The organism is Sphingopyxis granuli (assembly GCF_001559015.1).
GTDB lineage: Bacteria > Pseudomonadota > Alphaproteobacteria > Sphingomonadales > Sphingomonadaceae > Sphingopyxis > Sphingopyxis granuli.
Genome location: NZ_CP012199.1, coordinates 1,248,264 through 1,261,646 on the forward strand (window position 1 = coordinate 1,248,264; position 13,383 = coordinate 1,261,646).

Annotated in this window: 16 protein-coding genes; 7 read left to right on the plus strand and 9 right to left on the minus strand. The window is 67.6% G+C overall.

The features are described 5' to 3' along the window. Nucleotides 1–17 precede the first annotated feature (17 nt). Nucleotides 18–896, minus strand: coding sequence for an NAD(P)-dependent oxidoreductase (locus tag SGRAN_RS05770; protein WP_082737101.1), 879 nt, complete (start codon nt 894–896; stop codon nt 18–20). A 58-nt stretch (nt 897–954) separates the two neighbouring features. Between SGRAN_RS05770 and SGRAN_RS05775 the strand changes: the two genes are divergently transcribed. The 3 genes from SGRAN_RS05775 to SGRAN_RS05785 all read left to right on the plus strand — a co-directional run bounded on the left by SGRAN_RS05775 (nt 955) and on the right by SGRAN_RS05785 (nt 3,290). Continuing rightward, nucleotides 955–2,205 (plus strand): threonine ammonia-lyase, encoded by a 1,251-nt coding sequence (locus SGRAN_RS05775; protein WP_067181511.1) that lies wholly within the window; start codon nt 955–957, stop codon nt 2,203–2,205. A 177-nt stretch (nt 2,206–2,382) separates the two neighbouring features. Continuing rightward, nucleotides 2,383–2,781: an acyl-CoA thioesterase gene (locus SGRAN_RS05780; RefSeq protein WP_082737428.1), complete on the plus strand. Its 399-nt coding sequence runs from the start codon at nt 2,383–2,385 to the stop codon at nt 2,779–2,781. Further along, a complete protein-coding gene (locus SGRAN_RS05785) occupies nt 2,778–3,290 on the plus strand; it encodes a GNAT family N-acetyltransferase (protein WP_067181516.1) in 513 nt (170 codons plus the stop codon). Before SGRAN_RS05780 ends, SGRAN_RS05785 begins: the two co-directional genes overlap by 4 nt. 10 nt (nt 3,291–3,300) lie before the next feature. On the opposite strand, the gene SGRAN_RS05790 is transcribed toward SGRAN_RS05785, so the two are convergent. Then, nucleotides 3,301–3,630, minus strand: a complete 330-nt coding sequence (locus SGRAN_RS05790; RefSeq protein ID WP_067112112.1) for a DMT family transporter — start codon at nt 3,628–3,630, stop codon at nt 3,301–3,303. Nucleotides 3,631–3,731: 101 nt separating this feature from the next. Here SGRAN_RS05790 and SGRAN_RS05795 point away from each other — a divergent pair, with 101 nt between their 5' ends. Then, entirely contained in the window at nt 3,732–4,214 is a 483-nt protein-coding gene (locus tag SGRAN_RS05795) for a GNAT family N-acetyltransferase (RefSeq protein WP_067181519.1), read from the plus strand. A gap of 3 nt (nt 4,215–4,217) precedes the next feature. Here SGRAN_RS05795 and SGRAN_RS05800 read toward each other — a convergent pair whose 3' ends face one another. Together SGRAN_RS05800 and SGRAN_RS05805 are read right to left on the minus strand one after the other, a co-directional pair. Then, nucleotides 4,218–4,913: a class I SAM-dependent methyltransferase gene (locus SGRAN_RS05800; RefSeq protein ID WP_067181523.1), complete on the minus strand. Its 696-nt coding sequence runs from the start codon at nt 4,911–4,913 to the stop codon at nt 4,218–4,220. Further along, the gene (locus tag SGRAN_RS05805; protein WP_067181526.1) at nt 4,906–5,364 is read right to left on the minus strand and encodes an Rrf2 family transcriptional regulator; all 459 of its coding nucleotides are present in this window, start codon (nt 5,362–5,364) and stop codon (nt 4,906–4,908) included. The genes SGRAN_RS05800 and SGRAN_RS05805 overlap by 8 nt, the downstream gene beginning before the upstream one ends. A gap of 248 nt (nt 5,365–5,612) precedes the next feature. Between SGRAN_RS05805 and SGRAN_RS05810 the strand changes: the two genes are divergently transcribed. Next, nucleotides 5,613–6,122 carry a GNAT family N-acetyltransferase gene (locus SGRAN_RS05810; protein ID WP_067181529.1) on the plus strand — a complete coding sequence of 170 codons (510 nt, stop codon included), beginning with the start codon at nt 5,613–5,615 and terminating at the stop codon, nt 6,120–6,122. Here SGRAN_RS05810 and SGRAN_RS05815 read toward each other — a convergent pair. From SGRAN_RS05815 to SGRAN_RS05830, 4 genes are all read right to left on the minus strand, one after another. After that, a complete protein-coding gene (locus SGRAN_RS05815) occupies nt 6,101–6,868 on the minus strand; it encodes an alpha/beta fold hydrolase (RefSeq protein WP_067181532.1) in 768 nt (255 codons plus the stop codon). The two genes, SGRAN_RS05810 and SGRAN_RS05815, sit on opposite strands and share 22 nt — an antisense overlap. A gap of 19 nt (nt 6,869–6,887) precedes the next feature. Continuing rightward, complete coding sequence (locus SGRAN_RS05820) at nt 6,888–8,057, minus strand: PQQ-dependent sugar dehydrogenase (protein WP_067181533.1); 1,170 nt, start codon at nt 8,055–8,057, stop codon at nt 6,888–6,890. 204 nt (nt 8,058–8,261) lie between these two features. Next, the gene (locus SGRAN_RS05825; protein WP_067181536.1) at nt 8,262–8,897 is read right to left on the minus strand and encodes a sigma-70 family RNA polymerase sigma factor; all 636 of its coding nucleotides are present in this window, start codon (nt 8,895–8,897) and stop codon (nt 8,262–8,264) included. Further along, nucleotides 8,894–9,151, minus strand: coding sequence for a NepR family anti-sigma factor (locus tag SGRAN_RS05830; RefSeq protein WP_237233788.1), 258 nt, complete (start codon nt 9,149–9,151; stop codon nt 8,894–8,896). The genes SGRAN_RS05825 and SGRAN_RS05830 overlap by 4 nt, the downstream gene beginning before the upstream one ends. Before the next feature lie 510 nt (nt 9,152–9,661). Here SGRAN_RS05830 and SGRAN_RS05835 point away from each other — a divergent pair. Further along, nucleotides 9,662–10,288 (plus strand): sigma-70 family RNA polymerase sigma factor, encoded by a 627-nt coding sequence (locus SGRAN_RS05835; RefSeq protein WP_067181541.1) that lies wholly within the window; start codon nt 9,662–9,664, stop codon nt 10,286–10,288. A gap of 371 nt (nt 10,289–10,659) precedes the next feature. On the opposite strand, the gene SGRAN_RS05840 is transcribed toward SGRAN_RS05835, so the two are convergent. Continuing rightward, nucleotides 10,660–11,457: a response regulator gene (locus SGRAN_RS05840; protein WP_067108234.1), complete on the minus strand. Its 798-nt coding sequence runs from the start codon at nt 11,455–11,457 to the stop codon at nt 10,660–10,662. A gap of 210 nt (nt 11,458–11,667) precedes the next feature. Between SGRAN_RS05840 and SGRAN_RS05845 the strand changes: the two genes are divergently transcribed. Next, nucleotides 11,668–13,206, plus strand: a complete 1,539-nt coding sequence (locus SGRAN_RS05845) for a sensor histidine kinase (protein WP_082737102.1) — start codon at nt 11,668–11,670, stop codon at nt 13,204–13,206. Nucleotides 13,207–13,383 lie beyond the last annotated feature (177 nt).

A 13,383-nucleotide genomic window follows, 5' to 3' on the forward strand; every position in this document is an offset into this window, starting at 1 on the left:
ATGTTTCCCTTGGCCCCTCACTTCGGCAACCGCGTCACCAGCGAGCTGGTGTCCTTTCGCCCGCCCCCGGCCTTTTGCACATCGGCATAGAATTGATCGACCAGGCTGGCGACCGGCAGGGTCGCGCCGTTGGCGCGCGCCTCTTCCAGCGCGAGGCCGAGGTCCTTGCGCATCCAGTCGACCGCGAAGCCGAAATCGAATTCGTCCTTCGCCATCGTGCCCCAGCGATTGAGCATCTGCCAGCTTGCCGCCGCGCCGCCCGATACCGCCTCGAACACCTTGTCGGTGTCGAGCTGTGACGCCTGCGCGAAGCGCAGCGCCTCCGACACGCCCTGGATGGCGCCGGCGATCGCGATCTGGTTGACCATCTTCGTCGTCTGCCCCGCACCGGGACCGCCGATGTGGACGATACGCCCGGCATAGGCGCGCATCACCGGCTCGGCGGCGGCAAAGGCCTCGGGCGATCCGCCGCACATGATCGACAGCGTTCCCGCCTGCGCGCCCGACTCGCCGCCCGACACCGGGGCGTCGAGGCTCATCAGCCCGAGTCCCTCGGCCTCCGCGGCAAGCCGGCGGGCAATGCGCGCCGAAACGGTGGTGTGGTCGACGAACAGCGCGCCCCGGCGCATCGCCGCGAAGGCGCCGTCGTTGCCGAGCGTCACCTGCGCGAGGTCGTCGTCGTTGCCGACGCAGGACAGGACGACGTCGGCATCGCGCGCCGCCTCGGCGGGAGTCGCCGCCGCGGTGCCGCCGTAATGCGCCGCCCATGCATCGGCCTTGGCCCTTGTCCGGTTGTAGACGGTGACGCTGTGTCCCGCCCTGACGAGATGACCCGCCATCGGTCCGCCCATGACGCCGGTGCCGATGAATGTGACGCGCAATGTCCGTTCGCTCATGCACCGGTCCATAACCATGGTTTGCGTGCCGCGCCAGATGGGGTTAGGGCGCAGCGCTATGACCGATCAACTCACCCTGACCTCCGCCGCCGATTTCTCGGCGATCACGCTCGACGACGTGCGCGCGGCGGCGGGGCGAATTATGGGTGCGGTCGTTCGCACGCCGACGCTGAAGTCGCAGACGCTGTCGGAACTCGTCGGCGCCGAGGTGTGGCTGAAGTTCGAGAATCTGCAATTCACCGCCGCCTACAAGGAACGCGGCGCGCTGAACGCGCTGCTGCTGCTCAGCGAAGAGGCGAAGGCGCGCGGGGTGATCGCGGCGTCGGCGGGCAATCATGCGCAGGGCCTGGCCTATCACGGCAAGCGGCTGGGCGTCCCCGTGACCATCGTCATGCCGAAGACGACGCCGCAGGTGAAGGTGTCGCAGACCGCGAGCCACGGCGCGCAGATCGTGCTGTTCGGCGAGAAGTTCGACGACGCCTATGCCCATGCGCGCGAACTGGAAAAGGAACGCGGGCTGACCTTCGTGCATCCGTTCGACCATCCGCACACCGCGGCGGGGCAGGGGACGGTGGCGCTCGAAATGCTCGAGGACGTGCCCGAGCTCGATACGCTGATCGTGCCGATCGGCGGCGGCGGACTGCTCAGCGGCATGGGAACCGCGGCGCGCGGGATCAAGAACGACATCCGTCTCGTCGGGGTGCAGGCCGAGCTTTATCCCTCGATGTACGCCGAACTCAACGGCGTCGACATGGCGTGCGAGGGCGATACGCTGGCCGAGGGGATCGCGGTCAAGGAGCCGGGGACCTATACCCGCCGCCTCGTTGCCGAGCTCAACGACGATATCGTGCTCGTCGCCGAACGGCATCTGGAGCGCGCGGTCAGCCTGCTGCTCCAGATCGAGAAGACGGTGGTGGAGGGCGCGGGCGCGGCAGGCCTCGCGGCGATGCTCGCGCATCCGGAGGAGTTCACCGGGCGCAAGGTCGGACTCGTCCTGACCGGCGGCAATATCGACACGCGGCTGCTCGCCAACGTGCTGCTGCGCGACCTTGCGCGGTCGGGCCGCATCGCGCGGCTGCGCATCCGGCTGCAGGACCGGCCGGGGGCGCTGTTCAAGGTGATGGAGGTGTTCAACGCCGAGCAGGTGAACATCATCGAAATCTATCATCAGCGCATCTTCACGACGCTGCCCGCCAAGGGGCTGATCACCGACATCGAGTGCGAGGCGCGCGACCGCGAGCATCTCGACAAGCTGGTCCGGGCGCTGCGCGACGCGGGCTATATGGTGACGACGGTCGAGCTGGCGTAAATCGCCCCCCCTTCTGCCTGTGGGAGGAGCCTTTCCCGCCCCGTCACCCTGAACTTGTTTCAGGGTCCATGGCCCTGACTTTGAACGAAACGCCGGGTTTGTCGAAAGCGCAGGCCATGGATGCTGAAACAAGTTCAGCATGACGATTGTGGGATGCCCTTTCATGCGAGGATCGAGATGAAAGACTTCACCCTCTCCCTCACCGCCACGCCCGACACGATCGACGAACTCGGCCATGTCAACAATGCGGTCTGGGTCCAGTGGATCCAGCAGGTCGCGACCGCGCACTGGGATACCGCGGCGCCGCAGAGCCACAAGGATGCCTATGTCTGGGTCGTGGTGCGGCACGAGATCGACTATCTGCGCGCGCTGGGGCCGGGTGAGAGCGTCACCGCGCGGACGTGGGTCGCCGATGCGCCGCAGGGCGCGAAGTTCGATCGTTTCATGGAATTCACTGGCGCGGATGGGCGGGTCCATGTTCGCGCGCGGACGGTGTGGGCGCTGCTCGACAAGGCGAGCGGGCGGCCGCTGCGGGTGACGGCCGCTGTCGTCGCGCCCTTTCTGGACAAGCCATGAGCGGCGGCGCGGCGACGTGGCGCCCGATGCGTGCCGACGACCTGCCCGCGGTCGCCGCGATGTCCGATACCGTGCACGGCGCCTTCACCGAACCGCTGGCGACCTATGCCGAGCGGCTCGCCCTCTATCCGCAGGGGTGCCATATCCTCGAAAGCAGGGGGTTTGAGGGCGAAGGGACGGCGATCGGCTATCTCGTCACCCATCCGTGGCGGCTCGGAGCGCCGCCGAAGCTCGGGGCCGCGCTGGGCGCTCTCCCGGCGGAACCCGACAGCTATTATCTCCACGACATCGCGCTTCTGCCCGCGGCGCGCGGCCAGCGGGCGGGGGAGGCGGCGGTCGCGCTGGTCCGGAATCTCGCGCGGGCGGCGGGCCTGCCGGTGATCGAACTGGTCGCGGTGGGCGGTGCCGACGCCTATTGGCAGCGCCTGGGGTTTGCCTATGCCGCGCCGGGCGCCGACGGTCCCTATGGCCCCGGCACCTTCGTCATGCGGCGGCCGGTGGAGGCGTGATGGCCCCGCGCTATTGTGCAAGGCTTTCCGAAAAGACGTTCATCACGATCACCCCGGCGATGATCAGCGCCATGCCGACGATCGCGGGCGTGTCGAGCTTCTGCCCCTGGAACAGCCAGGCGACGGTCGCGATCAGCACGATGCCGACGCCCGACCAGATCGCATAGGCGACACCCGTGGGCATCGCGCGCAGCGTCAGCGACAGGCAATAGAAGGCGACGGCATAGCCGACGATCGTGACGAGTGACGGGCCGAGCCGGGTGAAGCCGTGCGATTCCTTCAGAAAGGAGGTTGCGACGACCTCCGACACGATGGCGATGAAAAGATAGACATAGCTCATGGCAGGCGCTCCTCGCCCCACGGGGATATGCCGCCCGGCTGGGCGCGTCCAGCCGTCGCGGTGCTTGCTGGCGCGGCGGCGGCGCGATAGGCACGGCGGCCATGCAGATACGATCCGCCACCCCGGCCGACGCGGCCGCCATCTGGGCGATCATCGGGCCGACGATCCGGGCCGGCGATACCTATGCGCTCGATCGCGACATGGGGGAGGAACAGGCCCTCGCCTATTGGTTCGGGGCCGACAAGGAGGTGTTCGTCGCCGAGGTCGACGGGGCGGTGCTCGGCACCTATTATCTGCGCGCCAACCAGGCGGGGGGCGGCGCCCATGTGTGCAATTGCGGCTATATGACCGCAGCCGCCGCGACCGGGCGCGGCATCGCGCGGGCGATGTGCGATCATTCGGTTGAGCGCGCCAGGGCGCGCGGCTTTCGCGCGATGCAGTTCAATTTCGTCGTCTCCTCCAACGACCGCGCGGTCCGGCTCTGGCAAAGGCTGGGGTTCGAGGTTGTGGGACGCCTGCCGGGCGCGTTCGATCACCCGGCGCACGGGTTCGTCGACGCGCTGGTCCTGTATCGGACGCTCTGACCGTCAGGCATAAGCGACCCAGCCGCGCCAGGTGAAGGCGGCATAGAACAGCGCGACGCCGGAAAAGCCTGCGGCGCGCAGGACCGCCTCATCCTCTTCGGGCGACAGCATGGCGACGTGGCGGGCCACCGCATCGCGTCCTTTCGCCGTCGCACCGGGATCGGCACCCGAAGCGACGGCATAGGCGGCATAGCGGTCGAGCCAGCGGTCGCGCTCGCCGGGTTCCTGGGGGAAGCTGCCGTGCGCGACGACGAAGGGCGCCCCGGGGCGCAGGCGTTCGCGGACCGCCGCCGCCGTGCGTATCCGTTCGTCGCGGTCGAGGAAATGCAGGGTGAGGAGGCAGGTGGCGCCGTCGAAGGGACCGGCGGGGGCATCGTCGATGACACCCTCGACCAGATTCGCACGCGCCGCGTTCGGCCCGAGCATCTGCGCGGCCATCGCCAGCATCGGCCCGGCCGGATCGACGCCGGTGAAGCGCCAGCCGGGGTGAGCCTCCGCCATCGCCTTGAGCTCCAGTCCGCCGCCCGCACCCAGCGCCAGCACATGCCCGCGCTCGGGAACATGCTCGGCCAGCAGCAGCCCGGTCATGCGATGGAGGCCGTCCATACCGGGCACGAAGCGGCGCGGGCCGTCGGCATAGTGCTCGACCGTTTCGGGGTCTTTGAAATGGTCGAGGAAATATTGGATGGCTTCAGCCATGAACAGGGTCCTTGCAGGCAGTGGGGAGCGCGGCGAGGCGCGCGTGGAAATCGTCGGCGAGCGCGGCCAGCGTCACCCGTTCGAACCGTGCGAGCAGCAACGCCTCTGCCTCGCGAAAGCTTGCCTCGAGGGCTGCGTTCACGGCCTGTTCGACGAGGCAGTCGGGCGCATCGTCGCGATTCCCCATTGCGATCAGCGCCGGACGGCCGATCGCGCGATAGATGTCGGCCAGGCTGATCGCGGCCAGGTTTCGCGCGACCGTCCATCCCCCGCCATGCCCTTTCTCCGAATGCACCAGCCCCGCGTCGCGCAGCCCGCCCAGCAGGCGGCGAACGACGACGGGGTTGGTCCGCATCGCCTTTGCCAGCTGTTCGGACGTTCGCGGTTCCCCTGCGTCCGCCATGTGGAGCAAGATATGGAGAACGCCCGAAAGACGGCTGTCGCGTTTCATGTAACTTAAATTAGTGCGTGATGGACACGAGTCAAGCCGACTTGATCGGCGCGCGCGGGGATGCTAGACGCGCCGCCGTGATGACCAGCGACCGATCCCCACGTTTCAAGGCATATTGGCGCTCCTTTACCTAAGGAGCGGCATGGCATCACCTATCATGACCATCGCCGCCGTGTCGGAAGGCGCCTGGTCATCATCCCGAAACCACACCCTCTCTGCCACGGCGCGCCCTTTCGGAAAGCCGCAAGATGACAGAGACATTGATCCGCCTGACCACCGCGCGCTGCCGCATCGACCGGCTCGACGCCGCCGACGCGCCCGCGCTCGCCGCGATCACCGATGCGTCGGTGACCGAGCAGGTGCATTTCCTGCCCACCCCGTTCACCGAGGCCGATGCCCGCGCGCTGATCGCGCGTTCGGGCGGCGATGACGTCTTTTACGCCGTGCGCGAAGGCGCGGCGCTGATCGGCGTGATCGGGGTGCATCGCCGCGGCCGCGATCACGAGGTCGGATACTGGTTCGCCGCTGCGGCGCGTGGCCGGGGCCTCGCGCGCGAGGCGGTCGCGGCGGTGGTGCGCGATCTGGCGGCGGCGCGGCCCGGCGGCACGATCGTCGCCGAATGCCGTCCGGGCAATGCGCGCTCCGAAGCGCTGCTGCGCCGGATCGGCTTCGTGCCGACGGGGCGGGCAGGCCGGCGGCCGGGGCGCATGCTGTTCGCGTGGCGCGCGGGCGCCGACTACCGGATCGACGTCTGCTGATCGCGCGCCGCGACCTCTTCGGTCAGCGCTTCGGCGATCGCGGCGACCGAGGTCGGGGCATAGGCGAAGCCCATATGGCCGCAATCGACCTCGACCTGCCGATCGCTTTCGTGCGGCAAACCGCGCGCGCTCGCCGCCGCGACGACCCCGTCATGCGCCGACCACAGGGCGAAGGTCGGCATCTCAGGGCGCGGGGCGGGGTGGAAGTCGATCGGCGGATTGTCGACCGGATGGCGCGCGATCAGGTGATAGAGCCGCCACGCGCGATTGGCGCGGCGGCTGCCCGAAAAGGGCGATCCCAGCGTGACGACGCGCGCCACCCGGCCGGGGTGATGCTTCGCATATTCGCGGGCATAGATGCCGCCGAGGCTCCAGCCGACGAGCGCGGGCGCGCGGCCGGTGCGGTCGATGATCCATTGGACGCGCGTGTCGATCCGCTCGATGATGTCGGCGGTGGCGCCGCGATTGAAGCCGAGGCCCCAGGCATAGCAGCGAAAGCCCGCGCGGCGCAGGTCGGCGCGCAGCCCCTTGGTCGACCAGTCGCCGGCGAGGAAGCCGGGAAGGACCATCACCGGCGGCCAGGGGCTGTCGGGGTTGGGTTCCGGCGGCATCGGGCGGATGCGTCCGCCCAGCGCGCGCAGCAGCGCCGCGACCTCACGCCACAACAGGCCGAGCGGCGGCGGCGCGTCGGGATCGGGAACGCGGGCCGGCCATTCGGCGCGGCGCGAGAGCAGGGTGCGGATCATGGCATGCGCCCGCGCGGGATCAGCCCTTCGGGACCAGCTTCAGCAGCTTGCCGTCCTTGCCGTCGCTGAGCAGCCAGACGCTGCCGTCCTCGCGCACCTCGACCTCGCGGATGCGGGTGCCGAAATCCCAGCGGTCGGCCTTGTGCAGCCGCTCGCCGTCGACGCGCATGCGGATCAGGCCCTGTCCCGACAGCGCGCCCATCAGCAGGCTGTTCTTCCAGCCGGGATAGAGGTCGCCGCCGTACCAGGCGAGCCCGCCCGGCGAGACCGACGGATTCCACCACAGCTTCGGCGCAGCGAATTCGGGGCGGGTCGCATGGTCGGGGATCGGCTTGCCGTCATAATGGTCGCCGTTCGACACGATCGGATAGCCGTAGTTGGCACCGCGTTCGACCAGATTGACCTCGTCGCCGCCCTTCGGCCCCATTTCCTGGTTCCACAGCCGCCCGGCGCCGTCGAAGGTCAGCCCCAGCAGGTTGCGGTGGCCGAGCGACCAGATCTGCGCGGTGACGCCGCCCTGCGCGGCAAAGGGATTGTCGGCGGGAACGCTGCCGTCGGGGTTCAGCCGGACGACCTTGCCGAGATTGGCCTTCATGTCCTGCGCCGGGTCGAATTTCTGCCGCTCGCCGGAGGTGATGAAGAGATGCTTGCCGTCGGGCGAGAAGGCGAGGCGGTGCGAGAAATGGCCACGGCCCGGCACCTTGGGGTCCTGTCTCCAGATGATGCGGAGGCCGTCGAGCCGCGGCGCGTCGCCCTGAAGCAGCTTCGCCGTGCCGACGACCGCGCCGAAATTGTCGCCGTCGCCCGCCTCGACCCAGCTCAGATAGATGGTGCCGGTGGTCGCGAAATCGGGCGCGAGGATGACGTCGCCGAATCCGCGCTGCCCGCCGTAGGCGACCGGCGGAACGCCTGCGATGTCCAGCGTCGCCCCGTCTTCCTGCCACAGCTTCAGCTTGCCCGCGCGTTCGGTGACGAGCGCCTGCCGTCCGCCGGGAAGGAAGGTCATCGCCCAGGGCTCGTCGAAGGCCGCCGCCGTCTCGACGGTGAAGGGCGCGTCGGCAAGCGGCGCCGCGGGTTGCTCGCCCGAAGCGTCGAGCCGCGCATTGTCGGCGGCGTTGCTCGCCGGGCCGGTCGAACAGGCGGCGACGATCATCGCGGCGGAAAGGGCGAGGGCTGGAAGCTTCATCATCGCAAATACTCGCTTGGCTGGGGAGACGGACGCAGTCTGGCGCGCGATCGGCCGAATGTCGAGCGGGAGAGAGTGGAGAGGGCGGTGCGGCACAACTCTTCTGGCGCCGAAGTCGTCGAAAAGCCGCGTGCTTCCGCGAGGCGGAAGCCAGAGTGGCCTCGCATGGCTCCGGGTCCCCGCCTGTGCGGGAACACGGCGTCACCGTCAGCGCCGCGATTCCTCGCGGCGCGCGGCGATGGTTTCGACGCTGTCCATGATCGCGTCCATCGCCTCGCTCGCCGGGGGCGCGTCGGCGCGCTTCTGCGAGAACTGGCCGCGCGTCATGATCTCCTCGAGCGCGCCGCGCGCCCGCGAAACCCGGCTCTTCATCGTGCCGAGCGCACAGTCGCAGATGCTCGCCGCTTCCTCATAGGACAGGCCGCCCGCGCCGACGAGGATCAGCGCCTCGCGCTGGTCCTGCGGCAATTCCATCAGCGCGCGCTGCAGATCGGCCATCTCGCTCGCCTCTTCCTGCGAGGCGGGGGTGGACAATGTGCGCTCGACCGCCAGTTCGTCGTAATCGCCGCGGAATTTGTTGCGGCGCATCTGCGACAGAAAGGTGTTGCGCAGGATGACGAAGGTCCACGCCTTGATCGAGGTGCCGCGCTCGAACCGGTCGCGCGAGGCCCAGGCCTTGACCATCGTGTCCTGCGTCAGGTCGTCGGCGAGGTCTGGATTGCCCGACAGGCTGCGGCCATAGGCGCGCAGGTGCGGAATGACGCCGGCGAGCAGCGTCTTGAATTCGCCATCGGTCAAACGCTTGTCGTCCTGCGATGGCGCCGCAGCTTGGGTTCGGGTCATTCCTTGGTCGGGCTTTTCTGATCGAGCTGGGACAAGAGATCGAGCATCCCGTCGGGCAGTTTTTCCGCGACGATGTTGCCATAGATCATGCGCAGCCTGGCGCTGACCGGCTCGGGCGACTGGCGGCCCGTCAGCGTCCGGTGCCACTGGTCGCTTCCCGTCCCCGGAAAGCCACCGTGCATCCGGCGTGGCGCGTCGACAGCGCGGCCGGGCGCATGTGCGCCGTTGATCCTGTTTTCTCCGTGCGTTGCCATTCCGAAGCAACGACAGAGGGGGCCGCAGGTTCCCCGCGTCCGATTTTTTGCGACGAGATGCGTTGCCCTAAAACCACAGTAAGCGGGCGCGGGTCCGCGTGCGTGCGGCCCTGACCTTAGGGTCAGGACCCCTTAATGGCACGTTCGAGGCGTCGAAATGGCGAAGATATCGGGTTCGGGCGGGTGCAGCGGGTAGCATCGCTACCCGCAAGGCCGCGGGCCCGAGATCGAAGCCATTTCGGCGTCCCCCCAGTTATGCGGGAGGGGGGATTTGACCGATTTTGCCCATGGCTTCGTCGACAAGTCTCGAAATATATTCATACTCCTGCGCCTTTCCTCCTCGCCCTGAGCAAAATCGCTTCAAACCTCGAACGCGCCATTAAGGGGCCCTGACCCTAGGTATTTGCCACCGGTGCGATAGGCTTTGCATCGGCGGCGCCACCCGCTAAGTAACGACGGAATGCATGATTTTTCTTCCGCGCGGCTCTTGCGTCCCGATCGGCGCCGACCATGAGCCGCACCTCCGACATCGCCCCCTCCGGTCCGCTCGACGACGCCAGTTTCAAGCGCGAGCTCGCGGCGCTGCTGCCGCATCTGCGCGCCTTCGGCCGCAGCCTGTGCGGCAATGCCGACCTCGCCGACGATCTGGTGCAGGAAACGATGTTGAAGGCGTGGAAGGCGCGCGCCCAATATGTCCCGGGCCCGTCGAGCATGAAGAGCTGGGCCTTCGTCATCCTGCGCAATTGTTTCCTGTCGCAGATGCGGCGCCGGAAATTCACCGCCGACTACGACGAGCTAGCGGCCGAGCGGATGCTGGTCGCGCCCGACGACCAGGACGACAGCCTGCACCTGGCCGACGTGCAGCGCGCACTGATGCTGCTGCCGGTCGATCAGCGCGAGGCGCTGGTGCTGATCGGCGCGGGGGGGCTGTCCTATGACGAGGGTGCCGAAATCTGCGGCGTGGCGGTGGGCACGATGAAGAGCCGCGTGTCGCGCGCGCGCGCCGCGCTGCACGCGATTCTCGACAGCGGGCAGATGCCGCTGCGCAGCGCCGACGAACTGCCGGCGAGCGAGGCCTTTGCCGCCATCATGGGCACGGTCGACGATCTGACTGCGAACGGACCCGCCGGGGGGTGAATATGCCGTATGGCCTGTCCCGTTCGGGTTGAAGCGGCATGATAGGTTCCCCCCCTGAAAGGGAGGGGCTTGATTCAATCAAACAGGACAAAGCCTGGAGCGGTGAGCCGGAAATCTGGATCACCTCTGTTTCCGTTCGTGCTGAGCTTGTCGAAGCACGGTCCTTCTTGCGGCGTCAAAAGAAAGGACTGCCCCCTTCGACAGGCTCAGGGGGAGCGGTTCAGATTTAACGCACGATGTTCTATAGCCTGTGGGGATTCAGTTTTTTTCGCAAAACAAAACCACGTGCTCCCGCGTGCTGACGGCACGTGAGCAGCGGAAGCGCGAAACGCCGCCATTTGCAGGCCGTCAGAGCTGAATGGCAATCCGTCCTAGGCTGCGAGTTGCGGCGTGAAGAGCAGGCTCTGGCTGATCGCGGCGCGCACCGTATTTTCGCGGAAGGGTTTCGAGATCAGGAAGGTCGGTTCGATGCGGTTGCCGGTGAGCAGCCGTTCGGGAAAGGCGGTGATGAAAATCGCCGGAACCGGCGCGATTGCCAATATGTCCTGCACCGCATCGATCCCCGAGGACCCGTCGGCAAGCTGGATGTCGGCAAGCACCAGCCCCGCCTCGCTGCGCTCGAACGCCGCGACGGCGTCGTCGTGGGTCGTCGCGATCCCGGCGACCCGATGGCCGAGGTCGCGGACGATCTGCTCCAGCTCCATCGCGATCAGCGGCTCGTCCTCGATGATCAGGACCGAGGTGCGCGATTCGCGGTCGAGGTCGGCGACCGCCTCGTCGAGCAGGCTTTCGACCGTCGCGACGTCGGTGCCGGTGACGATCGCCGCCTCTTCGACCGAAAATCCCTCGAGCGCCGTCAGCAGCAGAATCTGGCGCCCCAGCGGCGTGATGCGCGCGAGGCGGCGATTGGCGGCGCGAACGAGCGGGTCCTCCGCGGCGTCGCCGTCGACCTCGCCATCCTCGATGAAGGCGCTTTCCCAGATGCGGTGGAAGCAGCGATAGAGGTCGATGCGGATGCCCTGGCCCGACCGGATCTCGTCGGGCGCGGCGACGATGACTTCCAGCAAGGTATGGACGAAATGGTCGCCATGCGACTGGCTGCCGGTGAGCGCGCGCGCATAGCGGCGCAGGAAGGGCAGGTGCCCGCGGATTTCTTCGCCCAATGGCATGTTGGAAGCTCCCTCTTTGATTGAGTCATACGCGGCTCGCCTGCGCAGGTTCCGCTTTTCGCGCGCAAAAAAGCATGGCGCCGCGCTGCAACTTGTCGCGTCGCGATGCGTAGACATAGCCGGGACGCGACATGGGTTCGGCGCAAGCGGGTGAATTTGCGACCTTTTTGCGATTTCGGACCCCCAGGCTTTGATTTGGGAACCGGATTCATGGCAAAGCGGCCCGGGGTGACAAACGGCGCGGACACGCCGGATCGCAGCAAGGGACAGGCATTGGCCGACGGTGGGGACAGCGAGGCAGTGCGCGACGAACGTCGCCGGCTCGATACATTGCGCGAATATCACATTCTCGACAGCGGTCCGGACCCCGCTTTCGACCGGGTGACGAAGCTGGTCGCCGACCTGTTCGACGCGCCGATCGCGCTGGTCTCGCTGCTCGACGACCGCCGGCAATGGTTCAAGTCGGCGCACGGGCTCGACCTCGCCGAAATCCCGAGCGACATCGGCTTCTGCCGCCATGTCGTTGCCGACCAGCAGGCGCTGATTGTTCCCGACGCTGCGCTCGACCCGCGCTTCCGCGACGATCCGCTCGTCACCGGCGAGCCCGGCATCCGCTTCTATGCCGGTGTGCCGTTGCTGGCCCATAACGGCGTCGCGCTTGGAACGCTGTGCATCATCGACCGCAAGTCGCGTCCTGCGCTCGACGCGCGTTTGCTCGGCCGGCTGCGTGATTTCGCGGCGATCATCATGGCCGAGGCCGAACTGCGCCGCACCGCTGCCGAGCGCGACGCGGCGCGCCGCATGCTCGAACGCGCGCTCGATTTCTCGTGCATCGCCACCTGGCAGCTCGATCCGCGCACCGATCAGCTGCGCTGGCGCGGCGCGACCGCCGAGCTGTGGGGGGCCGATTTCCAGACCGCGCTGTCGACCGGCGAGGGATTCTTCGCCCGGGTCCATCCCGACGACCGCGCGGCGGCGCGCCGCGTCCTCGACGAATCGATCGACACCGGCGATCCCTATGCGACCGAATATCGCATCTGCCATCCCGAGCGCGGGGTGCGCTGGATCGCGGCGCGCGGCGACTGGGACGTGCGGGCGGACGATGCGATGCTGACCGGGATCAGCGTCGACATCACCGAACAGAAAAGCCGGCAGGAAAACGCCAACCTGCTGATGCGCGAGCTTCATCACCGGATGCGGAACCTGTTCGCGACGGTCGGGGCGATCATCTCGCTGACGCGCCAGTCGGCGCGCGACGTCGACGATTATGTCGACCGGATCAGCAGCCGGCTCGACGCGCTCAACCGGGCGCAGAACGTGCTGCTGGGCGCCAATTTCATGACCGGGTCGATGCATGCGCTGCTGCGCGAGGTGGAGGCATCCTTTCCGCGCATCCGCTGGTCCGGACCCGATCTGCTTCTCCCCGAAAATGCACTGGTGGCGATGGCGCTGCTGTTCAACGAACTGGCGACGAACGCCGCAAAACACGGCGCGCTGTCGGCCGAAAAGGGCCGCGTCGATATCGAATGGACGCAGGACGACGAGGATGCCGACCCGCGCCTGCTGCGCCTGACCTGGACCGAATCGGGCGGCCTGCGAGCCGTCGCCCCGCCCGAACGGACGAGTTTCGGCACGCTGCTGATGGAACGCAGCGTGCGCAACAATCTGGGCGGCACGATCGAACGCCGCTGGGAACCCGGCGGCCTGATCTGCGAGATCACGCTGCCCGCGCGGTGGCGCGAGGCATAGGGACCCTCAGCTGAATCACCGACTTTCCCCGTCCGGAATGGAAGTAACGCGTTTGCTCTCTATGTTTCGTCACCCTGAACTTGTTTCAGGGTCCACGGTCTGCCCTTGAATAGAAGGCGGCGCAGTAGGGAAGGCCGGGCCATGGATGCTGAAACAAGTTCAGCATGACGACGGGAG

What these genes read in the sequence shown, in the direction of transcription:
- SGRAN_RS05770 (WP_082737101.1), bottom strand. Translation starts at nt 896, where the DNA reads ATGAGCGAACGGACATTGCGCGTCACATTCATCGGCACCGGCGTCATG.
- SGRAN_RS05775 (WP_067181511.1), top strand. Translation starts at nt 955, where the DNA reads ATGACCGATCAACTCACCCTGACCTCCGCCGCCGATTTCTCGGCGATC.
- SGRAN_RS05780 (WP_082737428.1), top strand. Translation starts at nt 2,383, where the DNA reads ATGAAAGACTTCACCCTCTCCCTCACCGCCACGCCCGACACGATCGAC.
- SGRAN_RS05785 (WP_067181516.1), top strand. Translation starts at nt 2,778, where the DNA reads ATGAGCGGCGGCGCGGCGACGTGGCGCCCGATGCGTGCCGACGACCTG.
- SGRAN_RS05790 (WP_067112112.1), bottom strand. Translation starts at nt 3,630, where the DNA reads ATGAGCTATGTCTATCTTTTCATCGCCATCGTGTCGGAGGTCGTCGCA.
- SGRAN_RS05795 (WP_067181519.1), top strand. Translation starts at nt 3,732, where the DNA reads ATGCAGATACGATCCGCCACCCCGGCCGACGCGGCCGCCATCTGGGCG.
- SGRAN_RS05800 (WP_067181523.1), bottom strand. Translation starts at nt 4,913, where the DNA reads ATGGCTGAAGCCATCCAATATTTCCTCGACCATTTCAAAGACCCCGAA.
- SGRAN_RS05805 (WP_067181526.1), bottom strand. Translation starts at nt 5,364, where the DNA reads ATGAAACGCGACAGCCGTCTTTCGGGCGTTCTCCATATCTTGCTCCAC.
- SGRAN_RS05810 (WP_067181529.1), top strand. Translation starts at nt 5,613, where the DNA reads ATGACAGAGACATTGATCCGCCTGACCACCGCGCGCTGCCGCATCGAC.
- SGRAN_RS05815 (WP_067181532.1), bottom strand. Translation starts at nt 6,868, where the DNA reads ATGATCCGCACCCTGCTCTCGCGCCGCGCCGAATGGCCGGCCCGCGTT.
- SGRAN_RS05820 (WP_067181533.1), bottom strand. Translation starts at nt 8,057, where the DNA reads ATGATGAAGCTTCCAGCCCTCGCCCTTTCCGCCGCGATGATCGTCGCC.
- SGRAN_RS05825 (WP_067181536.1), bottom strand. Translation starts at nt 8,897, where the DNA reads ATGACCCGAACCCAAGCTGCGGCGCCATCGCAGGACGACAAGCGTTTG.
- SGRAN_RS05830 (WP_237233788.1), bottom strand. Translation starts at nt 9,151, where the DNA reads ATGGCAACGCACGGAGAAAACAGGATCAACGGCGCACATGCGCCCGGC.
- SGRAN_RS05835 (WP_067181541.1), top strand. Translation starts at nt 9,662, where the DNA reads ATGAGCCGCACCTCCGACATCGCCCCCTCCGGTCCGCTCGACGACGCC.
- SGRAN_RS05840 (WP_067108234.1), bottom strand. Translation starts at nt 11,457, where the DNA reads ATGCCATTGGGCGAAGAAATCCGCGGGCACCTGCCCTTCCTGCGCCGC.
- SGRAN_RS05845 (WP_082737102.1), top strand. Translation starts at nt 11,668, where the DNA reads ATGGCAAAGCGGCCCGGGGTGACAAACGGCGCGGACACGCCGGATCGC.